The sequence below is a fragment of the Patescibacteria group bacterium genome, assembly GCA_027858235.1.
GTDB lineage: Bacteria > Patescibacteriota > Patescibacteriia > Patescibacteriales > BM507 > BM507.
This window is the reverse complement of the sequence record JAQIDC010000016.1, coordinates 1-22,329: the sequence shown is the minus strand read 5'-3', so window position 1 is coordinate 22,329 and position 22,329 is coordinate 1. Positions and strand designations below refer to the sequence as shown.

At 33.3% G+C, this 22,329-nt stretch carries 26 protein-coding genes; 7 read left to right on the top strand and 19 right to left on the bottom strand.

Going from position 1 to position 22,329, the window contains the following annotated elements; translation table 11 throughout:
* The first annotated feature begins 1 nt into the window (after position 1).
* The 4 genes from PF572_01105 to PF572_01090 all read left to right on the top strand — a co-directional run bounded on the left by PF572_01105 (position 2) and on the right by PF572_01090 (position 3,879).
* Positions 2-532 carry an NUDIX hydrolase gene (locus tag PF572_01105; GenBank protein MDA3839663.1) on the top strand — a complete coding sequence of 177 codons (531 nt, stop codon included), beginning with the start codon at positions 2-4 and terminating at the stop codon, positions 530-532.
* A gap of 70 nt (positions 533-602) precedes the next feature.
* Entirely contained in the window at positions 603-1,922 is a 1,320-nt protein-coding gene (gene serS / locus PF572_01100; protein MDA3839662.1) for a serine--tRNA ligase, read from the top strand.
* 98 nt (positions 1,923-2,020) lie between these two features.
* Positions 2,021-2,971 (top strand): D-alanine--D-alanine ligase, encoded by a 951-nt coding sequence (locus tag PF572_01095; GenBank protein ID MDA3839661.1) that lies wholly within the window; start codon positions 2,021-2,023, stop codon positions 2,969-2,971.
* A 23-nt stretch (positions 2,972-2,994) separates the two neighbouring features.
* Positions 2,995-3,879 carry an FtsQ-type POTRA domain-containing protein gene (locus tag PF572_01090; GenBank protein MDA3839660.1) on the top strand — a complete coding sequence of 295 codons (885 nt, stop codon included), beginning with the start codon at positions 2,995-2,997 and terminating at the stop codon, positions 3,877-3,879.
* A gap of 395 nt (positions 3,880-4,274) precedes the next feature.
* On the opposite strand, the gene PF572_01085 is transcribed toward PF572_01090, so the two are convergent.
* Together PF572_01085 and PF572_01080 are read right to left on the bottom strand one after the other, a co-directional pair.
* Positions 4,275-4,718 (bottom strand): hypothetical protein, encoded by a 444-nt coding sequence (locus PF572_01085; GenBank protein ID MDA3839659.1) that lies wholly within the window; start codon positions 4,716-4,718, stop codon positions 4,275-4,277.
* Between the two features lie 269 nt (positions 4,719-4,987).
* Positions 4,988-5,494 carry a hypothetical protein gene (locus PF572_01080; protein MDA3839658.1) on the bottom strand — a complete coding sequence of 169 codons (507 nt, stop codon included), beginning with the start codon at positions 5,492-5,494 and terminating at the stop codon, positions 4,988-4,990.
* A 147-nt stretch (positions 5,495-5,641) separates the two neighbouring features.
* On the opposite strand from PF572_01080, the gene PF572_01075 reads away from it, so the two are divergent.
* Positions 5,642-6,598, top strand: a complete 957-nt coding sequence (locus tag PF572_01075; protein ID MDA3839657.1) for a tyrosine-type recombinase/integrase — start codon at positions 5,642-5,644, stop codon at positions 6,596-6,598.
* Positions 6,599-6,636: 38 nt separating this feature from the next.
* Here the strand turns inward: PF572_01075 and PF572_01070 are convergent, their stop codons facing one another.
* From PF572_01070 to PF572_01010, 13 genes are all read right to left on the bottom strand, one after another.
* On the bottom strand, positions 6,637-7,032 hold the full coding sequence (locus PF572_01070) for a hypothetical protein (GenBank protein ID MDA3839656.1): 396 nt from the start codon (positions 7,030-7,032) through the stop codon (positions 6,637-6,639).
* 7 nt (positions 7,033-7,039) lie between these two features.
* The gene (locus PF572_01065) at positions 7,040-8,290 is read right to left on the bottom strand and encodes a peptidoglycan DD-metalloendopeptidase family protein (GenBank protein ID MDA3839655.1); all 1,251 of its coding nucleotides are present in this window, start codon (positions 8,288-8,290) and stop codon (positions 7,040-7,042) included.
* Positions 8,291-8,458: 168 nt separating this feature from the next.
* On the bottom strand, positions 8,459-9,931 hold the full coding sequence (gltX, locus tag PF572_01060) for a glutamate--tRNA ligase (GenBank protein ID MDA3839654.1): 1,473 nt from the start codon (positions 9,929-9,931) through the stop codon (positions 8,459-8,461).
* On the bottom strand, positions 9,924-10,115 hold the full coding sequence (locus tag PF572_01055; protein MDA3839653.1) for a hypothetical protein: 192 nt from the start codon (positions 10,113-10,115) through the stop codon (positions 9,924-9,926). The genes gltX and PF572_01055 overlap by 8 nt, the downstream gene beginning before the upstream one ends.
* Positions 10,105-11,301 carry a WecB/TagA/CpsF family glycosyltransferase gene (locus tag PF572_01050; protein ID MDA3839652.1) on the bottom strand — a complete coding sequence of 399 codons (1,197 nt, stop codon included), beginning with the start codon at positions 11,299-11,301 and terminating at the stop codon, positions 10,105-10,107. Before PF572_01050 ends, PF572_01055 begins: the two co-directional genes overlap by 11 nt.
* Position 11,302: 1 nt before the next feature.
* Positions 11,303-12,565 carry an ABC transporter permease gene (locus tag PF572_01045; GenBank protein MDA3839651.1) on the bottom strand — a complete coding sequence of 421 codons (1,263 nt, stop codon included), beginning with the start codon at positions 12,563-12,565 and terminating at the stop codon, positions 11,303-11,305.
* Positions 12,566-13,816, bottom strand: a complete 1,251-nt coding sequence (locus PF572_01040; protein MDA3839650.1) for an ABC transporter permease — start codon at positions 13,814-13,816, stop codon at positions 12,566-12,568.
* Complete coding sequence (locus PF572_01035; protein MDA3839649.1) at positions 13,817-14,530, bottom strand: ABC transporter ATP-binding protein; 714 nt, start codon at positions 14,528-14,530, stop codon at positions 13,817-13,819.
* Positions 14,531-16,450, bottom strand: a complete 1,920-nt coding sequence (locus tag PF572_01030; GenBank protein MDA3839648.1) for an HlyD family efflux transporter periplasmic adaptor subunit — start codon at positions 16,448-16,450, stop codon at positions 14,531-14,533.
* Positions 16,447-16,848 carry a response regulator gene (locus PF572_01025; GenBank protein MDA3839647.1) on the bottom strand — a complete coding sequence of 134 codons (402 nt, stop codon included), beginning with the start codon at positions 16,846-16,848 and terminating at the stop codon, positions 16,447-16,449. The genes PF572_01030 and PF572_01025 overlap by 4 nt, the downstream gene beginning before the upstream one ends.
* A gap of 354 nt (positions 16,849-17,202) precedes the next feature.
* Positions 17,203-17,586 (bottom strand): hypothetical protein, encoded by a 384-nt coding sequence (locus PF572_01020; protein ID MDA3839646.1) that lies wholly within the window; start codon positions 17,584-17,586, stop codon positions 17,203-17,205.
* 157 nt (positions 17,587-17,743) lie between these two features.
* The gene (locus PF572_01015) at positions 17,744-17,938 is read right to left on the bottom strand and encodes a hypothetical protein (GenBank protein ID MDA3839645.1); all 195 of its coding nucleotides are present in this window, start codon (positions 17,936-17,938) and stop codon (positions 17,744-17,746) included.
* A gap of 87 nt (positions 17,939-18,025) precedes the next feature.
* Complete coding sequence (locus tag PF572_01010) at positions 18,026-19,084, bottom strand: DEAD/DEAH box helicase (GenBank protein MDA3839644.1); 1,059 nt, start codon at positions 19,082-19,084, stop codon at positions 18,026-18,028.
* Between the two features lie 277 nt (positions 19,085-19,361).
* Here PF572_01010 and PF572_01005 point away from each other — a divergent pair, with 277 nt between their 5' ends.
* Both PF572_01005 and PF572_01000 read left to right on the top strand, forming a co-directional pair.
* On the top strand, positions 19,362-19,607 hold the full coding sequence (locus PF572_01005; GenBank protein MDA3839643.1) for a GlsB/YeaQ/YmgE family stress response membrane protein: 246 nt from the start codon (positions 19,362-19,364) through the stop codon (positions 19,605-19,607).
* A 160-nt stretch (positions 19,608-19,767) separates the two neighbouring features.
* Positions 19,768-20,127, top strand: a complete 360-nt coding sequence (locus PF572_01000) for a YggT family protein (protein MDA3839642.1) — start codon at positions 19,768-19,770, stop codon at positions 20,125-20,127.
* A 1-nt stretch (position 20,128) separates the two neighbouring features.
* Here the strand turns inward: PF572_01000 and PF572_00995 are convergent, their stop codons facing one another.
* From PF572_00995 to PF572_00980, 4 genes are all read right to left on the bottom strand, one after another.
* Positions 20,129-20,362 (bottom strand): hypothetical protein, encoded by a 234-nt coding sequence (locus PF572_00995; protein ID MDA3839641.1) that lies wholly within the window; start codon positions 20,360-20,362, stop codon positions 20,129-20,131.
* Between the two features lie 377 nt (positions 20,363-20,739).
* The gene (locus tag PF572_00990; protein ID MDA3839640.1) at positions 20,740-21,621 is read right to left on the bottom strand and encodes a hypothetical protein; all 882 of its coding nucleotides are present in this window, start codon (positions 21,619-21,621) and stop codon (positions 20,740-20,742) included.
* Between the two features lie 142 nt (positions 21,622-21,763).
* Entirely contained in the window at positions 21,764-21,901 is a 138-nt protein-coding gene (locus tag PF572_00985) for a hypothetical protein (GenBank protein MDA3839639.1), read from the bottom strand.
* Between the two features lie 185 nt (positions 21,902-22,086).
* Positions 22,087-22,329, bottom strand: a 243-nt coding sequence (locus tag PF572_00980) for a hypothetical protein (GenBank protein MDA3839638.1), incomplete at its 5' end; no start/stop codon positions are given.

Here is a 22,329-nt window from a genome sequence, read left to right as displayed (position 1 = left end):
AATGTGGAAAATTTTATCAACAAAAAAAATATTCGAACACCCACGAATTACATTACTTGAAGATGACGTTGAATTACCCAATGGACATAAAACAAAATATTTAAAATTTGAAGCTGCTCAAAATGCAGCAACAATTATTGCTAAAAACGATGAAGGTAAAATAATGTTATCAAAGCAATATTCTCACCCTGTTCAAGAGGTTCTTTGGCAGTTTCCGGGAGGTGGTGTTCCTCTTTCAGAAAAACCTGAAGATGGAGCGAATCGAGAATTAATCGAGGAGACAGGACACAGAGCCTCGAACTTAAAACTTCTTGGAGATTATTTAATGAATAATAGACGTTCAACGCAGAAGATGTTTGTTTATTTAGGAACTGATTTAGTAGAAGATAATAGCCTTGAGAAAGATCTCGAGGAAGGTGATATTGAGAATTTTTGGATTAGCGAAAGCGAGATTGACCAGATGATTGTAGACAATAAGATAGATAATAATCACATACTTTCAGCATGGGCTTTATATAAATTACAGAAATAAATTGTATGCAAATTGTAAATTAAGCAATTATAATACACCACCCGAGAATAAAATATAAATTCAAATAGATATGTTAGACATAAAATACATCCGAGAAAATGCAGACGAAGTTCAAAAAGCTGCAAATAATAAAAACATTAAACTTGACGTAGCCAAGCTTCTTGATATTGATAAAAAAAGAAGGGAAATTGTTCAAGGAGTGGAAGACTTAAGAGCCAAGAAAAATGATTTAGCCAAACAGGCAAAAGGGGGGAGACCTAGCCCTGAGCAAATAGAAGAAGGGAAAAAGACAAAAGAAAAAACTGCCAAGCTTGAAGATAAATTGAAAGAAGTTGAAAAAGAATATTTCGACTTGATGGTAAAGGTTCCAACTATTCCTTCTGAGGATACTCCTATCGGAAAAAGTGAAGCAGAAAATGTCGAAATTGAAAAATGGGGGACACCAAGGGTTTTTGATTTTAAACTAAAAGATCATATAGAGCTAGGTCGTGATTTAGATTTGCTTGACTTAGAAAGGGGAGCTAAGGTGGCTGGTTATAGAGGTTATTATGTTCGTAATGAGGCTGTTATGCTTCAAATGGGTCTAATGATGTATGCCTTAGATAAATTAGTAACCAAAGGATTTTCACCAATGATTCCACCGACTCTAACTAAAGCATTTCCATTATTCGGAAGCGGGTATTTTTCTGGACGTGAATATAGTCCAGAAAATGATGAAATTTATAAAGTAGAAAATAATGAGGTCAATGAAGATGGAACAAAAGCAAAAGAAGATAAATTTTTAGTTGGAACCGCTGAACCTTCTTTGTTAGCTTTTCATTCTGGCGAAGTTATTGATGATAAAGACTTGCCATTGAAGCTTTGTGGCTATTCACAGTGCTATAGGTCAGAAATTGGGTCTTATGGTAAGGACACAAAAGGGATATATAGAGTTCATGAATTCATGAAAGTTGAACAGGTTTGTATCACAAGAGCTAACACAAAAGAAGCCGATAAACTGCATCTTGAGATGCTTGAGATTGCTAAAGAAATGCACCAGGATTTAGGCTTACCATATAGAATTCTTTCAATTTGTACTGGCGACATGAGTGCTGGTAAATACAAAATGTTTGATATTGAGGCCTGGATTCCAAGCAGAGATGCTTACGGTGAAACAGGGTCTGCTTCAAATTTTCTTGATTGGCAGTCAAGAAGATTAAATGTAAAATATAGAGACAAGGAAGGAGAAAACAAATTTGTTTATATGCTTAATAATACAGCTATGCCGAGCCCTAGGATGATGATTGCAGTAATGGAAAACTATCAAAATGAAGATGGTTCAATTAATATACCAGAAGTTCTTCATAAATATATACCTGGTGGAGTTAAAATAATTAAAGCGAAACATTAATAATTAAATAAATTAAGAGGAGAACCCCGCTTATACGCTTCTTCCCGCCAAAGGAGGACGGGCGAGACTAGCGGGAGACTTGCTCACACGCAAGCCATATGGAAAAAATTAAAATTGCTCTTCTTTCGGGAGGGGACTCTCATGAGAGAGAAGTTTCAAAACAAACAGGTGATATAATTTTTGAGGCAATGGATAAAGAGAAATATGAAATATTTAAATATGACCCGAAGGAAGATTTAACAAAATTATTTATTGATGCCAGTACAAATAAATTTGATATAGTTCTCCCAGCTCTTCATGGTACATTTGGAGAGGACGGCAGTTTGCAGGGTATGTTCGATTTATTGAAAGTACCATATGTTTTTTCTGGCTTACTAAGTAGTGCGGTTTGCATGAACAAGCATACGTCTAAACTAATTGTTAAGAGTATTGGAATTAGTGTTGCCAACGACTTAGTTATTAAGAGAGGTGAGCAAATTGACACTAGAAACATAATCACTTCACTGTCGCTACCTATAGTTGTAAAACCAATGGAGCAGGGTTCCTCTATAGGTGTTTCTTTAGTCCACACCAAAGAAGAGCTAGAAAGTGCCGTGAAAAATTCTCTTGAGCATGGTTCAAGCGCCTTGCTAGAAGCATATGTTTCCGGACGAGAGTTTACAGTTGCTATAATGGGGAATAAGATGCCTGACGCCCTGCCTGTTATTGAAATTATTCCTAAAGTTTCTTCTTGGTTTGATTATAATTCAAAGTATGAAGATGGTGGTGCTGATGAAATTTGTCCAGCTGTTATCCCAGATGAGCTAAGACTCTCTCTCCAGAAAACAGCTATAGATATTTATGAAAAACTTGGATGCAGAGATTTGGGAAGGGGAGACTTTATAGTTGATTCTAATACCGGACTAATTTATTTTATAGAAATGAATACCATTCCAGGAATGACAAAAAATAGTCTCCTTCCGAAGGCTGCAAAAGAAGCAGGGATAAGTTTCGGTGCCTTACTAGATAGAATTATTGAAGGTGCAATTGAAGATAGAAAATTGAATTAACAATTTAAAACATAATATTCATTATGTTTAATAAAAAGAACAAAATTGGGAAAAAGAAGGGGAGTAAATTGTATATTAGTCAGAAAGCATATAACAATCCCTATTTTAAAGATGTAAACAAAACATCTAGATCATCTTTTGTTTCAAGCATGTCTTGGAAGGCCAAAATTTCAGTTATCTTAATTGTTATTTTTATATTTTCAATCGTTTGGTTAATCTTCTACTCTAAATATTTTTTGATATATGATATAGAAATAAATATTGAGAAAATAAATGACATTGGACGTATCGGTGAAGACGACATCGAAAAAATGGCCAGAGAAGAATTGCGGTCAAAATTTGTTTTCTTGCCCGGTAACAATATTTTCCTTTTCGATGAAAACAAATTATATAACAAGCTAAGTACAGATTTTGCCTTTGAAGAGATTAGAGTAGAAAAAAAATTACCAAACAAATTGCACATCTATTTAAGAGAGGTTTCCTATGCCCTTATATGGAAAGAACAAGAAGAATATTTTTATATTACCCCAAAAGGGGACGTTATAAATAGTGTTTCTCCGGAAGAAATTAAGGAAATTTTTCCCTTAGTGGAAAACAAGGGAAGAGATCTTATTGTTAATGGTTCTGTCCAAGATAAAAATGAACATCTTAGATTTTCAATTGAGCTTTACAAAACTTTTAAGGATACAAATATATTTAATATTGAAAAATTTATTATTGGAACCCAAAACGATAACACCATCACAATGAAAATATTTGACGGACCAGAAATTTATTTTAATGTTACTGAGGATTTGAATTCTCAGTCTGATAAACTTCTTCTATTGAGAAATGAAAAGTTGCGTGACGATCTATACTCAAAGACATACATTGACCTTAGGTTCGGAGACATGATATACTATAGATAAATAACTAATATTAGCATAATTATCATAGAAATAGCTAATATTAGCATAAAATAACATAAAATCAGATGGAAGGATTATTCAAATTTATTTTCTTTTTAGCAATAGTGGTGTTTTGTTTAGTTATAATAGCTTTTTTCCTTTTATTTTTGAAAGTTCTTCTTATGTTCTTTCCAGAAATAACTTTGATGGGAATACTTATTACAGATGCATAAACGCTGCATGTAGCTAAAGTACAAAAAAACTATTTATATATTCATAATACGTTGCTTAATCTACATTATGCGAAGTATTGTCAATAGTTAATTATAGCGCTCTATTATAGGTTTATAGCTATATTGTATTTAAAAAAAGGGATATCGCATGGATATCCCTTCTGCTTAAGACCTTCTTAAGTCTCAACCCCCTTCTTCATTATAAATTGAACTTATAGTCACTAAGGCAACTTTATCCCAATTTATGTTTTCTTTATTTTTCAGTCTTTTTTTGTTGACTGAAAATGTTCCACGTAATGATCCTGCCTTGTCTCTAATACTAAACTTGTGGCATTTAATATTATGTACACGCTCAGTGTGTCCAGTCGTCACAAGAATGTTAACCTCGTTTAGGTTTGAGTTATCTTCAATGGCTTTCTTCACTGTTTTACACAATCTTAGAATTTGTTTATAAACACCAGGTTCGGAAAGATTTTCATATGGAATGTTTATTTCACCCATATAACCATTGTCATCGTAAACGTACAATTCATTACAATTACTGTGCACGACCTGTAGTTGTTTGGCACATCCAGCTAGCAATAGAATAAGTAGAATAACCAGAAATAATAAATATTTTTTCATCATGGCAATCTCCCTTCTTTGGATACGGGTTATTTTTTTAAAAGATCTGTAATCTAATTATATATCAATCTTAACAATTAAACTAATTTTATAGCTTCTTATTCAATATATATGACATTCATATGAATCTATTTAATTATAGATGATATAGATATCACATTTTCAAGTTAAGCGCCTTAGAAGCCAATTTTGAGCTAAGTGGCTAATATTAGTAGTAAAAAGGGCAAAATCATTCGAAATTGCCCTTATTTGAAAACAATATATTCTATTTTCTAAATAGTCACCCAACCGTTTTCTTTTTTTACTTTAAGATGTCTTTCATCTCCTTTCTCCTTTATCTGGAGAACTTTTATTTCTTGGTTCAGCGTGTGTTCTAACGTTTTTCTTAAAGCGGCGAGGTTGTACTTAAATTCACCATTTTTACTGAAAAATTCTTTAGAAATTTTTACAATACCTTGATAAAAAGCTTTTCCATAAATATGGAAAACAATTTCTTCACTAGATTCAAATTGATCTTCCTTAATTAACCCGGTAATTTTTCTTTTTGTAACCTCATTGAAGTGTTTCTCGAGGTCATCAGTAAGTTTTTTGTAGTTTATCTCTTTTGGTGGTCTGACCGACTGAAAAGTTGCAAAATATTTTTTGCCAACTGTAAACCTCACGATTTTTTGAGGTGTTTTATGGACAACTATTCCTAGTGTAACTGCGCTTGCTTGATGTGTCTGAGTTAAGCAAAAGAACAGAGCGATAGCCATTAACAAGAAATTTGATTTCTTCATTCTTTCTCCCTTTAAGTTGGTGGTTTATTTTTTCAATGTAATAAAATATATATAATTATTCAATTTAAAAAAGAACACTTAAACATAGCATGTTTTGATTGTTTTGTCAATAGTATACTTCGCATAATATTATGATATAATTAGGGTATGTCAAAAGCAATATCCAAACATTTAACAGACTATCTTGATTTTCTTGAGATAGAAAAAGGACTCTCCTCTAAAACCCAGGAGAATTATTCACGTTTTTTGAATAAGTTTTTTATGTGGTTGGAAGAAAATAAATTACAAAATATTGGACCAGAGAAACTTACCGATAGCCATATTTTAAAATATCGAGTTTTCCTTTCTAGGAATACTCATCCTGTTACAAAAAAAACATTAAAAAAATCTACTCAAAACTATTATCTTATTGCACTCAGAAGTCTGCTAGAGTATTTTATTGAACGCAATATCCCCTCTTTACCTCCAGACAAAATAAAACTTGCAAAAGACAAGTCAGATAAAGAAGTAAATTTTTTATCACTGGGACAAATTGAAAAATTATTATTAGCACCAAACATTGAAGCTAGAATTGGTTTGCGAGACAGAGTTATTCTAGAAGTGCTTTTTTCAACTGGCCTTCGTGTGGCCGAGTTAGTTGCTCTAAATTCCGAGCAGTTTATAATAGCCGATAAAAGTAAGGATATGGAAATATCTGTTATTGGTAAAGGTTCAAAAGTGAGATCTATTTATTTCTCGGAACGAGCTACGATGTGGCTTCGCGCTTACCTAAATAAAAGAACAGATATGGATCCAGCCTTATTTATTAATTATAAACCAGGAATAGAAAAAACCTCCAATCAGAGGAGGCTTACAACAAAAAGTGTAGAGGAAATAGTTAAAAAATATACAAAGATAGCAGGTCTTCCAATAATAACAACACCACATACTCTAAGGCACTCATATGCCACAGACCTCCTAGCGCAAGGTGTGGATCTTCGTTTAGTTCAAGAATTCCTCGGTCATCAAAATATAGCCACTACTCAAATATATACTCACGTCACAAACAAACAATTACGTGATGTTCATAAAAAATTTCACTCTGGGAAGAATTTGAAGAATTAGGTTGTTGTTAATAGCAAGATAGCAATAATTTAAAAAAACTATGCAGTGGGGTTATGATAGTGATATGCTGCATGTTGAATATAAAAAAGCATATACAAAGACAAGAAGATTAATACAATAGAAGTAATACTTATTATTATAAATTTAAGTGCTTTGTGCTTATTTTTTTTAGCAAAAAAACAGTAAACTAACAATGAAACAGAATAAATTAAAAAAACCAAAGAAGCAATAAGCAGTATTCCAAAAAAGCTTCTCACAATTGCGTTTATGACGTTCTCTCTATCTTTCTTTTCTTCATAGGCTTGTACAACTGAAGGATCTTGAACCCATAGGCTATCAGCGGTTAGATTAGTAGTGCTTGATGACGCAATGGAAGCGTCTGGTGGGAATAGTAAAGTAAATAGAAAAATAGTAATAATTAAAAATTTTTTCATATTTTAGTTACTTCAAATAATTCAAAGGATTAACAGGTATTCCGTCTTTTCTAACTTCAAAATGTAGATGTGGGCCTGTTGTAAGTCTTCCAGCTCCTGGTGTGCCTGGCATACCTCCTGAGAGACCTATAGTTTGTCCCTGGACGACGTAATCGTCTTCGTTTATCAATATCTTGGAAACATGGCCATAGACTGTAGAGAGGCCGTCACCGTGGACTATCATAATATAGCTATATCCCATTCCAGCGTTTTTTGCACGAGCTACATAGCCAGAGGCCGCTGCTTTTAGAGTGCTCCCCTGTCCAGCTCTTATATCAATAGCAGGATGCTCAAAAATATGTCTATAAGGATAATCTGGATCATGAAAATAAGAAGTTATAACATTTTTTTTCACTGGCCAAACTAATCCATTTTCGTTGAATTCAAGTTCTTTTCCGGATAGAGTAGCTAATTTTGCTCTAATCAGTTTTTCCATGCTAGCAATCTCAGAGGCTGCTTCTTGCTGTTCTGCTTTTGATGCAGCGAGCAATCTTTGATATTCACTTTCCGAAGAATTAACTTGAACTAAGAGTATTTCTTTTCCACCTAGCTCAGCTTCTAGTGCTTTCTTTTTGTCGATAAGACTTTCTTTCAGTGACACAGTTTCATCATTTTTTTCACCTAGGACCACCTTCTCTTCTTCAAGGTTGTCTTTTAGAAAAATCAAATTATCGAGGCTTTCTTTTACGGCCTGATTTACATTTTCTAAATATTTAACCTGAGTAAGGAAGTCTGATAAGGAATTATTTAAAAGAAGTATTTGCAGAGTGTCGGTATTCCCCTCTTTATATAAAAGTTGAATTACTTTTTCTATCTTTTCTTTTTCGGAAGCAATTTCTTCAGTCTTATTTTCGATAGAGATATTGGTTTTAGAAATTTCAAGTGAAACTTTTTCAATATCCAATTCAACGGACTCTATATCAATTTCAGCTTTAGCAAGCCTGTTGTCAAGAATTGCTAATTGACTATTTAGGGTAGACTTGTCTTTTTGCTTTTGGGCTATAGCTTGAGTGTAGCTCTTTTCTTTATCATCGAGCTTTTTCATTCTATTTTTTCTATCCTCAATTTCAGAATTGATAGTCTTTAATTCATTGTTGATAGCGGCTGCCCTAGGATTGGAATAATCATCTTCCTCTTCAGCTAGGTATGCAAAAGAAGATGTTTTTACAATAACACCTGTGACCAATATTAAACTTAGCAAAAATAATATTTTCTTCATATGGTTTGCGTGTGCGCCCGAGCGAAGCGACAAAGTGCTCTTGGGGTGAGCAAGTCTCCCGCTAGTCTCAAAGAGACGTATGAGCGGGGTTCTTCCCCATTTTTCTAATTATACCATTTTTTGGACAATAGAAAAAGACACTTTAGTATCTACAAATTTTCTTTAATATTAGGATAAAATAGTAATAGCTTTTTGGATTTTGAGGAGAGTTTCTGATTTTCCAAGAACTTCTGCAATCTCAAAAGGTCCAGGGCTTTTCTCTTGACCAGAAAGAGCGACTCTCATCGGCCAGAGATAATCCCCCACTTTTAGCTCGCTAGATTTTATATATGTATAGACTGCGTCGTTAATACTTACTTCAGTCCAGTTCTCTTCTGGAATCTTGTCTACGAGTTCATAAACTTTTTCAAGATTTTCTTTAACTTGTGTTTGTTCTAAACTTTTCCAAATCAACAAACTTGGCTCATAATCTAGGTCATCAAAAAAGAAAAATTTTGTAGCCTCTCCAAGATCAGATAATTTTTTCACTCTTTCCTTTTCGGTCTTAATTACCTTCAGTAAAAAGTCATCCTTTTTTTTAGAATCTTTTTTAGTTATCTCTAAATTTTCTACGATATAAGGTTTTGACAATTCAAGAAGTTTTTCTGAATTAAGTTCTTTCATATAGTGGGAATTAAAAAAATCTAGCTTATCAATATCAAAAACACCGGGACTTATTCCCATCCCATCTATACTAAAATTTTCTATTATCTCTTCGAGGTTTAATATTTCATTATCTCCTTTTGGATGCCATCCTAGAAGTGCACTAAAATTTATTAGCGCTTCTGGCAAATAACCTTTTTCTTTGTAAGCTTCTACGGTTACGTCCCCTTGTCTTTTGCTCAATTTTCCACCTTCTTTATTCATAATCAAAGGTAAGTGTATGAATTTTGGAGCTTCCCATCCTAAATCTTTGTAAAGCAGAACATTCTTAGGAGATGAAGGTATCCATTCATCACCACGCATAACATGGGAAATTTCCATTAAATGATCATCAATAACATTTGCAAATTGATAAGTTGGGGTTCCTGTGGTTTTAAGCAAGACATGATCATCTAATTCACTTGTTTGAAATTTTATCTCGCCTTTAAGTTCATCGTGAACAATGATTTCTCCGCTTTCTGGAATTTTTTGTCTTACTACAAATGGAATATTATTAGCTAAATTAGCTTCAATTTCGCTATCATTTAAATCTCTACATTTACCATCATATCTAGGAGCTCTTTTATTTTCTTGTTGTTCTTCCCGCATTTCTTGCAAACGTTCGGCTGTGCAAAAACATTTGTATGCTTTTTTTTCTTCTAAAAGTTGCTCAACATATTTTAAGTAAATAGGATTTCGTTCACTTTGGGTATATGGTCCAAAACCTCCATCTTTGTTTGGGCCTTCGTCATAGTCAAGACCAAGCCAATCAAAAATACTAATAAGATTTTCAACAGAACCTTCTACTTTTCTTTTTTCATCAGTATCCTCAATCCTTAAAATAAATTTCCCTTTATATTTTTTCGCAAAAACATAGTTAAACAATACAGTTCGTAGGCTTCCTATATGCAAAAACCCTGTTGGTGAGGGGGCAAATCTGACCCTGATATTTTTATCCATATATAAATACTTTAATTAATAAAATAATGTTAACTATTACTGAAATAGCCAAGAAAATACTAACAATTTTAAGGCTTTTATGCAACTCTCCTATTTTGTATTGAGAATTTTCAATGTCTTTTTTTAAAAGTATATTTGTTAAGTCATTAATAACATATATATATTTTTTAAGTTTAAATTTCATAAATTTTTTTTAATTTATTTAAATATATTTTTAAGGCTTCTTTTCTCACGGGATGAACAGTTTTTAGAGCATTATTTACGTCTACCCATTTCCAGTCAGAATGTTCCCAAAAATTAATTTTTATATCTTCGTCATTCCCGAGAAATTCAGCAATGAATAAACCTTGCTTCTGTCCCTTGTAACCCTCTATAGTATTAGCATCAGCGTTGAATTTACTAACATAGCCTGCTTTAAAGGTATATTTAAAAAGATTCTTAAAAGATTTAATAGCTCTAAAATTTTTGTTTCCCATCTCTTCTCTTAACTCTCTAGCACCAGCTTTTTCTAGGGATTCACCATCTGTTCCGCCTTGAGGAATTTGCCAATGTTTCTCTCCCTTCCTATTAACAATGAATATTTTAATTGAGTTATTTTTTCTCTTAAATAGAAGACAAGCAACATTTGGTCTATACATATGAGGATGGACAAAGCGCCAAACAAGAAAATTGTACATAAAAACAAAAGTGGCATTAAAAATTCGTTTTATTCTATTCGGTTGAATCAACAATCTCCATAACCATTCAAAACCAAGTAACCTAAATATTTTTGGAGCCCGAACTTTTTTCCCAGTAATAAAATCGAAACTCCCACCAACAGCGAGTGCCAATTTTAAATTGTCTATTTTATTTTTTGAGTGATAGATATTTTTCTCTTGCCATGGAGAACCTAGGGTGGAAAATAAAATATCAGGAGAAAAATTATTTAATTTTTGGTAGTTAATTAAATCTCCTTTTTTGTCTATATCATGAATATAAAATTTAAGTTTTGGAAATTTGTCTTTTAGAATCTTTTCAATATCGCTGGAAAGAGATAATCCTCCCCGCCAGTTCAGAATTGCTATTTTAAAATTATTATCTTCCGAATATTTTAACAAATAATTTGTTAGATCCGACCCAGTAAATCTTTTTAGATATCTACCCATAAAAAGACCGGCAATTTTCAATCCCATTCCATCCGCCAAAGAAATATCCGCATGATTTAGGATATAAAATAGTTCTTCGTCATTGTGAGCATTTAGGATAATTTCGGGGTTCGGTGTAACAATATATTTTGGTTTATCTTCATCTAAAAAAGAATGAATTTTTTTTAAAATTATATTGCTGTCCTCTTTTGTGATATTAACTCCGAGTATATTTATTTTATTCATATTATTCTTTTCTTAATGCAGTAACTGGTTCCATTAAAGCGGCTTTTCTTGCTGGGAAATATCCAAAAATTACACCAGCAAAAAGTGAAAAAAAGAAAGAAGTTATTATGGATTTCAAGGGAATACTGAATTTCCAGTCAAGTCCAGCGTATTGAGCTCCCATTGCAATAGCAAAGGACAAGATTGCTCCTATTATAAACCCAAACAAAAAACCAAGTAAAGTGATGAGTATGGACTCAATCAAAAATTGTCTAATAATGTGATAATAATTTGCTCCCACTGCTTTTCTTAGCCCAATCTCAGTTGTCCTTTCTGAAATAATAACATACATCACATTCGTTATACCAACACCAGCAACAATCAAGGAAATGATTACTATTGCGAGTAAAAGTAGTGTTATAGCCCCTGTAATTGTACCAAGCATTTCCATCATTTCATCCATAGTGGTAACTCGGAAGTCGTCTTTTGTCTCATCTATAATGTCGTGATTCGTTCTTAGCACATACCTCATTTCTTCTGCGGTGTCATAAGAAAGGTCAATGTCGCGCACCTTTGACGTCATATACATAACATGATCAATCCCCATCATTTTTTTCTGAAGAGTACGTACCGGGATGTAAATAAAATTATCAAAATCCAAAGTCATTACTGCCCCCCTCTCTTCCATAACCCCTACAACCGTGAAGTTCCTGGATTTTATTTTAATTGTTTTACCTACCGCATCTGATTCCCCGAATAATTTTTCTTTTAGCTCTGATCCAAGAACAACAACTTGTGAAAGAGACTTATCTTCCATCTTGGTGTAGAATCTACCATATTCAACTTTACTAGCGTCAATATCGATATAGCTAGAGCTTACCCCAAAGATTGTGGCTGATTCTTTCTCCGACTTATAAGTTGTTATCCCTTGAGACATTAATGCACCGTATGAATCAACAATATTATCAAGTTTATTGATATCCTCCATGTCATCCAGGGTAAGACTTGTTACCTGAACTCCCTGAACAATAGCTTGACCACTAGCAGATTCATCAGCGGCGCTACCTGGAGTTTTTCCTGTCGGAACTTTAATTTCTGTTTGGATAAAGTCTGTACCAAAAGATTCAATTTGCCCCGTAATAAGACTCTCTAGTCCTTCTCCAGCAGAAAATACCATGAAGATGCTAGCAACTCCAATAACAAGACCAGTCACAGTTAGTGCTGTTCTGCTTCTATTGCTATTTATTGCACTAGTGGCAATTTTGAAATCATTTATTAATGACATTTATTCATATCTTAAAGCTTCTATTGGTTCTAGTTCAGATGCTCTTTTAGCAGGAACTATTCCAAAAACCAGACCTATAAACATAGATACTGTTATTGATAAAATTATTGAAAATAATGAAACCTCAAATGCCCAATCATAATCAAGTGCTCGAGCAATGATGGCGACCAAATAAGAAACTACCGCTCCCAAAACAAGACCAATTAGACCTCCAAGCAAGGTCAAGACAATTGATTCCAATAGAAACTGAATTAGAATATGTCTATTATTTGCACCGACTGCTTTACGCAATCCTATTTCTCTTGTCCTTTCATTTACACTAATAAGCATTATATTCATAATACCAATACCACCAACAACAAGAGAAATTCCAGCCATCGCTGCTAAAAAGAATTTTAATGAATCGGTAATGGTTGTTATTATGTCTAGAGCTTGAGCTGCTCCTCTTACTGTAAAATCGTCTTCTACTCCAGAAGTATCTTTTATTCCATGCTGTTCTCTGAGAGTTGCCTTCACTTCCTCAATTGCAATTTCAGTGTTTTCTTCACTGGTGATTTTCATTCTCATCATGCTAACGTGATCGATACCTTCAACTGATTTTTGCATTGTTATTATTGGTATAAAAACTTGGTCATCAAAGTTTTGAAAAGCAACAGTACCTCTTTCTTTCATAACACCAATAACTTCAAAAGTTTTTTTCTTTATTTTTATTTTTTTTCCTATGGGGTCAGAAGATCCAAAAATTTCTTCTGCAACAGTACTTCCAAGAACTACAATTTTGCTTGTTGATTTTTCTTCTGCTTCAGTGAAGAATCTTCCAAATTCGACCCCTCCCCCTTCTACGTCTAAATAGCTGGCGGTGGTGCCGCTAATATTTGTATCGTATGAATTAGAACCCCAAGAAACTGTTGAGAATCCTTTTACATAAGCTGTCGCATCAATTATATTTGGTGCATTATTTTTATTTTTAATAGCCTGCAAATCATCATAGGTTAGTGTGGTAACAACGATGCCCATAGCACTCGCTGGAGCACCGTCGCCTGAATTCCCTGGTAATACACCAATTAAGTCAGAACCAAGACTTTCAATTTGAGATAAAATTAAACTCTGAGCACCAGAACCAACGGCCATAATTATTACAACAGCAGACACACCAATAACAATACCCAGGATTGTTAAAAAACTCCTGACTTTATTGGCCAAGAGAGATTGGATAGGGCTTTTTATTGCTTGTTTAATTTGAAGAATCATTTATTTGAGCGTGTTGCCATCGTGAGCAAGTCTACGATTTTTAACTAAAGTATCAGACTCCAAGAGCCCGTCTCTTATATATATAATTCTCTTTGCGTGTTCAGCTGTAAAAGTTTCATGTGTTACGAGTATAATTGTATTGCCTTCTTCGTTTAGTTTTTGTAATATTTCCATAATCTGAATGCCTGATTTTGAATCGAGGTTTCCGGTTGGTTCGTCAGCGAATATAACCGAAGGTTCATTTACTAGGGCACGAGCGATGGCTACTCTTTGTTTTTCACCGCCAGATATTTGGTTCGGCATATAATCAACTCGGTGAGAAAGACCAACTTGATCTAATACTTTTCTAGCTTTTTCTTCGGCATCTCCCTTTTTAGAAGAGTACACCAAAGGGAGCATAACATTTTCCAAAACTGTAGACTTTGCAAGCAAGTTAAAAGACTGAAAAACAAACCCTATTTTCTCGTTACGCATAAAAGCAAGCTGTTCATCATCTAGAGCGGTAACATCTCCTCCTTCTAAAATATAATCGCCAGAAGTAGCTTTATCCAAAAGACCAATTATATGCATCAATGTTGATTTCCCTGAGCCAGACGGTCCCATTATAGATACAAAATCACCCTTATCTATTTCAAAAGAAATACCATGAAGAACCTTTGTAATAATCTCGTCATTTGCAAACTCTTTTTTTATATTTTCTAGTTTAATCAGCATTTATTTTTCTTTTGTAAAAGTTACTACCACATCCCCCTCAGATAGACCAGAAATGATTTGAACCATTCCCCCGTCACCAATTATACCGACTTCTACTTTATTTTCATCAATAATTTCGTTGTTAAATGTTTTAACAAACTTTCCATCTCCATTTCTGTCGATAATAGCTCTTCCTGGAATGGTTATAATATCTTTCATTTCATTAGTTGTAATATCTGTATTGGCTGTCATCCCTGGTTTCACTAAATGGATATTTTCGTTATTATTATCAATAACAATCTCAACTTTATAATAAATTACGTCTTGAATTACAGTTTCAGCAGGTTCAATAAATTTGACTGAACCATGAAATTTTACGTCGCTTCCAAGGGCATCAAGTGTAATTAAAACCTGGTCAGCAATTTCTACTTTTGGAATATCAGACTCAGAAATATCAACTTCAATTTTATATTCAGAACCATTTCCTGAAATTAGCGTTGCCATTGGTCTTCCAAGTATATATTGTTCACCAGCTTCGAAATTAATTTTAGAAACGATACCGTCTACCGGTGATTTTAACTTACTTTTTTCAATTTGATTTACTATGGAATTAATTTCTGCTTGGGCTTGTTTTAACTGTGCTTGATAAAGACTTAAATCCTCTGTTCGTGCAGGTGACTTAATCCTGTTTAGTTCGGCCTGTGATACAAGTAGAGATTGATTAGCTGAATCGACACGTGCCTCAATCGTTGCCAACTGTTGTTCTCCTCCATTTATTACGTTGGCTAAATTATTTTTAGCGCTGGTTAGGGCATTATCTAAATTGGCTCTTGCTTGAGCAAGATTATTGTTTGCAGCATCAACATTTGTATTGTAAGTTAAAATAGCACTATCTAGTGACTGACTTAAAGACTGAACACTACTAATGCTTGTGTTAATTATACTAATTTGTGTGTTAACAATAGCCTTTAGAGCATCTAACTGGGTCTTAGAAAATGAAGATGAAGTTACAGAATTTTCCAATGCGGAAAACATATTACTCAAAGAAAGATATGTTTTATTGAGAGTATTTTGGACCTCAACCAAAAGAGATGAAACGATGTTCTTGTCAGGAGTATTTTTAGCTATAGCAGTATTTGCATTAACAGAGATGAGCATCTTTCCTGCTTCTTCATGTGCTCGTTTTGCTTCTGCTAAATATGTTTTATTCATAACAGACAGGTAATCCTCAATGTCCGTATTATCAAGAATTGATTTGATTTGATCAAGAGCATTATTTATTAAAGACGCTTGGGCTTCCGAGCTAGTGAGAGATATGCTAACTGAATCGTTAATAGCTTTTTGGTAGGTAATTTTTGTGTTACTTAAATTTGATTCAGCAGTTTCAAGGGCTTGTTCATAAGTTGTAATTGTATAGGGAGAATCATCCTCTAAATCACTAAGCGTCTTTTGGGCTTGTGCTGTATTTTCAACTAAGGTTATTTTATATTTTTGAAGGTCAACCAAGGTTGAGTCATAACTAGCTTTTGCTCTATTGTAATTAGCCGTGTAAATAGCAATTTCTTGACTTGTTGCCCCAGTTTGAAGTTTAGATAAATTAGCTCTAGCAATATCAAGGCTGGCGCTTGCTTGGCTCAATCTAATATCAGAATCAGTATGATCAAGCTCGGACAATAACTGGTCTTTTTTCACAACATCCCCTATGTTCACTAAAACATTTTTTATATTACCGCCAAGTTCAAAACTAATATCAAATGAATCTATTGTTTTTATGAGGCCTGTCTCAGAAACAGTTTGAATAAGATCTGATTTTTGAATTGTTTGTGTCGTATATTCAAATTTCGATTTGTTTTTGTTTGCTAAAACAGAAATGATAATAATGCCAATTATTGCGACAAAAATAAGGATAAAAACCGCTTTTTTTACAGACATCTTTTTCATAACGTTTTTAATTTTGCTTTATTTTGAATAATTTTTAAAATCTTTTTTACGAACTGTTCAACATTCATTTCTGACTTTATAAAATGATAGTCAACGCCCATTTTTTCCACAATTGTCTTGGTATCCTCGTCGCTAAGATTAGTAAATATAAAAACAGGTATAGATGAAATAATATTATTTGATTTTATTTGTTCCAATAACTCAAATCCATCGACATGAGGTAATATCAAGTCAAGAATTATATAATCTGGCATTTCAGTTTGAATACTGTCAATCAATGTCTCAATCCCATGAATCCCATTATCTATAAATGTATCATAGCGGTTTACTCGTAGCTGAGCTTGCACGGCATAAAGAATATTGACATCGTCTTCAATAATAAAAAATCTCTTTTTCATAGCTAAATTATACCAACTTTAAGGAAAAAGAACAAATCCTTATATTTTTATAGTATTATATATTGATTAAATATATGTTAATAAAAAGAATTACGTATTAGAATACCTAATTTTATCCATTTCTATAAAATGTGAGTTTATTTTAAACACTTCTCCTGACAAGCTTAATGACTTGACTTGATTTAAATATTCTAGATAAAACAAGTACTATAATTATTACTATAAAAAACTGGTCAAAATGTGGCGGTATTCTCATTAGCTAGGGATGTTAAACGATGTCCGAACCTTTTTATAGTCAAAGAAAAAGCCACCTCAGCATAAAGCATTGGTGGCGTGTTGTTTTCTAATAGTTCACTACGGGTCAATTCTATCAAGAATATTTATTAACCTTTCTTCTTCATTCTCGTACGGGAGATTCTCAACTAGGAATATCTCCTCATTCCCAAAATCATTTTTATAAACAATTAGTCTATACATATTTATGCTTTTGGGAACATACTTTTTAATTGTATACTGCTTACCTGAAGTACACCCATTAAGGCATTCAATTTTCTTGTTACAAATCGTAACAACTTCATTTTGCCCGATTGATTTCCAATTTTTTGGATTGTTCATTTCTTCGAGCGACCTCTCCACCTCATTTATTGTGCCAAATTCATCGATATACAAACGTGGCTCCATATAAGAAGTAGAACACCCACAAAGGATAGACACAAGCACAATAATGAAAGATTTCATGGTTTTTCTCCTTTTGATAGACTGTTAACTTATGTAAAAAATCAAACAACAAAAAACTATAACATATGTTATAGTTTTTGTCAATATCTGCTAGGGATGTTGAACGATGTTCGAACCTTTTTACAAATAATTATTATCAGTAATATTTTTAAATACCTTATTTTGATGATTTAAATCTTTGTGAATAACTAGTATTTCTGTTTGAATTGAGTTTATTATACGGTTTTCTTTTAACCTGAGTTGTGGATTTTTCTGCTGGTTTATTTTTTGCCTCGAATGGCTTTCTAGCTGTTCTTTCCTTTCTCACTGGATTAAAATTTCTTCTTTGCGAGTTTTTCTTAGGTGAAGGCAAATTTTTCAACTCATTTAATTCCTCCTTTGTTTTGTTTATTTTTAAAGTTTTGTGAATTAATTTCTCAATATCTCGAAGATCTTTTATTTAATTAGGCATGACAAATGAAATAGCTTTACCGCTTTTGCCGGCTCGTGCAGTTCGTCCAATACGATGAACATAATCTTCAGATTTTTCAGGAAGGTCGAAATTGACAACTAACTCAATTTCCTTAACATCTATCCCTCTGGCAGCAATATCTGTTGCCACTAATACTCTATATTGCCCCATTTTAAATCCTTCTAATGCTTTTTTACGTTGAGGTAGGCTTCTATTAGAATGTATTTCAGCAGCAGTAAAACCAGCTTGATTAATTTTCCTTGTAAGCGATTTAGCTGTATGTTTTGTTCTCATAAATACTAAAACTGACCCCCTTGTTTCAGATAGTATTTTTTTAATTTGCTCAATTTTATCTTCTTTGTTTATGACAATTATTTCTTGCTCAACATTTTCAGCAGAAGTTCCAGCCGGAGCAACTTCTATTCTTGTTGGCAGAGACATATATTCAGATGCTATTTGTACTATTTGTGTTGGCATGGTGGCTGAGAACAGCATCGTTTGTCTCTGCTTTGGAATTTGTTTCAAAATAGCTTTTATCTGAGGCAAAAACCCCATATCAAGCATCATATCAGCCTCATCTAAAACCAATATCTTAACTGTGCTCAGATTTACAGAACGTCTTTCTGTGTGGTCGACCAACCTTCCAGGAGTGGCAATTAAAATATGTGGTTTATTTTTTAATGATTTAAGTTGTTTGTTAATTGGCTCCCCTCCTATTAGCACCGATGTTCTTAGCCCAATTTTCTTTCCAATTGTTTTTAGATTTTCATCAACTTGCAATGCAAGTTCACGTGTTGGTAAAACAACCAAGCCCATTCCTTTGTGAATAGCCAAAAGTTGAATCATGGGAATGCCAAAAGCAAGGGTTTTCCCTGTTCCCGTTTGCGCTATCCCAACCATGTCTTTTCTTTCAAGACTAAGCGGAATCGATTTCAATTGAATAGGAGTTGGAGTTGTATAGCCCAACTCAGTTAGAATTGTTAGAATTTTTGGTGCAATTCCAAGACCATTGAAGCTCGAAGCTCCTTGTTGTGTATTTTTATTCATAATTTTAGTGACCCGAGTTCTTGAGATAGCCACCAATGAAAGCATCTAATGACAGAATAAGTTCGAGTCCGTGCTCAATAATTAGAGCAATTTTTTCCGCTTAATCACGGATATTGTATTTTAAGTGTAGCATTAATGTTATATTTTGTCTTGCTCGGAGACAGGTATTCGAACTAATTCATTCCTTAAATTATATTGTTAGCTTTTATTGAAAATTAATCTAACTTTAATACTATTATAATATAATTAAAAATATATAATAATTTAACAAAACATTATGGGAATTTTAATTTGGATTATTCTTGGTGCAATTGTCGGTTGGGTTGCATCAATAATTATGGGCACAAATGAAGGTTTACTACTCAATATCGTTATCGGTGTTGTCGGCGCGGTTGTCGGCGGTTGGGTTATGGGATTTTTCGGATACAGTGGAGTATCTGGATTTAATCTTTATAGCTTTCTCGTGGCTCTACTCGGAGCAGTTATCTTGATAGCAATAGTCATTGCACTTAGAAAAGCTTAGTTGAGACTAGGAGTAGTTTAAATTTAGTCTTTTAAATAAAGGTGGGTCAATCACCCTGGTGGTTTGATATATAATAAATATATAACTTATTACCAATAAAGACACGATGACTTTTACAAAACTAATTTCAATAAATTTTATTAACTAAATATATAAACATATGGACTCTCATGTATCTCGTACAACCAAGTCTCTATACCATGGGACACAAATAGTTTGGTATATTCTCGGACTACTCGAGCTTGTATTAGCCTTTCGCTTTATCTTAAAGTTCTTGGCAGCAAATAGTTCGGCTGGCTTCAGTAGTTTTATTTACGAAGTCAGTTATCCTTTTGTCGCTCCATTCATGAATGTTTTTAACATCACTAGAGTTGATAGTGTTGTCATTGAGTGGACCACAATACTAGCAATGTTAGTTTATTGGTTAATTGCTTGGGGAATCGTTAGATTATTCTTTATAAGTAAATCAGTGTCCACCACCGAAGCAGCAGACAAGTTGGATGAAGAAGAATATAAATAAATTAAAGAAGAGACTTCCCTACATGTTTAAACAATGGATACGTTAGAACGGCAATCAAAATAACTGTAATAGCACTTATTGCGTCAGCAAACATAACAATGATTTGCGATTGTGTTATAGCACTAGTCAAAACACCGTATGCTACAAGGATAAATAACCCCACAAGGATGGCTCTGTTTTTGATTGAGAATATATTGTCATAATTTATAGTTTGTTGTTGTAATAGAAAGTTCATAAGAATCATAGCAAGACCTGACTCTTCAAAAACAATATTTCTCTGTTGGAGAATCACTTTAACCTGTCGGTCGAAAATTTTGCCACAGAGTTTCAGAGCTAGAGGGGTCAGAGCTAGAGGGGTCAAGAGCTAGAGGGGTCAGGTCTTGTTTTTTGCATTCCTTCTGACCACAGTCCCTCATCATCGAACTGCGATATTATTATATATTTATCTTTCTTATTTTCCATCCTAAAACTCTATCTATACTTAAAGTCTATATTCCAAAGAGATAAAAGGTACCTGACCCCTTTATCTTCGCCTTTATCTTCGTATTCTTAGATAGTCCCGAGAGCTGGACGATGTTAGAACCTGTTATATTAAGTTACCAATAATATAATTTATTTATTTATATACTCATAGCACCTCTGCTTTAGACCAGGAATACTGCTTGAAAGTTTGTCACAAAACTCAATTTCCTCATACATTCGTGCCATGTTAGAAAAACAGCTATCTTTTTTTATGTCAGTTAATTCATTGCATTGAGATAAATTTAATTGCCTCTCCTTTTCCCTGTCAGAAGCCAACAGGATTGTGCTTATCTGAAAGGTGCTCATAAGACAAGAATTAAAGTTACGAAAATCCTGTCCCATTATCCTTTCGGGATAATCTCCAGAGAGACATCTGCTAATATCTTCTTCTGCTAAAATAAATGTTGCAAGACACTTTTCTTTTGAACCTTTATTATTCAATATTTCACAATCTTCTCTAGTTTCAAATTTTACTCCTTGATCCTTATAACAATTAAATTCAGGAAATCTCAAACCGAAAACCTCATCAATTTTATCGCATTTATTATAAAACGTAAAACATTTACTTGGATAGTAATAATATTCATGGGTTGCCCAAGGAAAAATTGATTTCCCCTTATCACACGACTCCTCTGTAACTCCCCCTAATTTTTTTATTTTTATTTCATCACTAATAATTGGATTTGGAAAAAACAGTAAAATAGCAGTAACGAATACAACAGAATGCATCGCTATAAAAGACGAATATTTTCTTAAAGAATAGTTTTTTAAAATACTTCTTATTAAAAATCCACCGGAGACCAAAGATAATATTTTCAATAGAAATATATAAAAAGGCAGAACATCTTTCTGGTAATACTGAATAAATTTACTAAAACCGTCAGAAATAGCACTATCTATCTTGAGTATAAAACCAATTCCAAACACAAAAAATACCACTAATAATACTAAAATTATTTTTATTATTTTCATATCCCAATTTAATTATTAAACTACTCTAATTATACCAAATTACCTCAAAAGGTTCGAGCGTTCGATTCGGGGTATAAAAAAATAGCCCTAGTATTAGGGCTAAATTTCGTAGCTCCGGGAGCTGGAGGAAGTTAGAATCTGTTTATCTTCCTAGAGTCCCGTTAAAATCATCGCTTTTGTTAAATTGGAATTCGGGTTTTCCTGCTTCTTCTTTGTGAGGAGTAAACACAAAAAACAAAATATTAACTAAAAACAATGCTAGAAAAAATATATAAAACATATTGAGAATTTAAAGGGGTCAGGTACCTTTTTTTGGTCTTCCTCTTGGTTTAAGTGTGGAATTTAGTCCCAACTTTGAAGATATTTTTATTATCCATGTATTAACACCGAAAGGACGACCTCTTTGTGAACTATTGGGGTCAGATATATTAAGTCAAGTTTTTTTGAGATATTGTAGAAATTGTTTTAACTATAATATTCTCTTTGCTCTTTCATCATGCTAAACACTATTTTAATATTCTGTCTCATTAAACATTTTAAAGCTTGTTTTTTGCTTTTTCCTTCTTTTGTCTTTTTCTCAAAATATGCTTTTCCTTTTTCATTCCCCCTCCTGCCGATTTGAGCCAGGGCAATTGTTTTGATAGCTCTTCTGAGATCACTGTGCCCTCGGACACTTGATATATTCCTCTTCGTTTTCCCAGATTCATA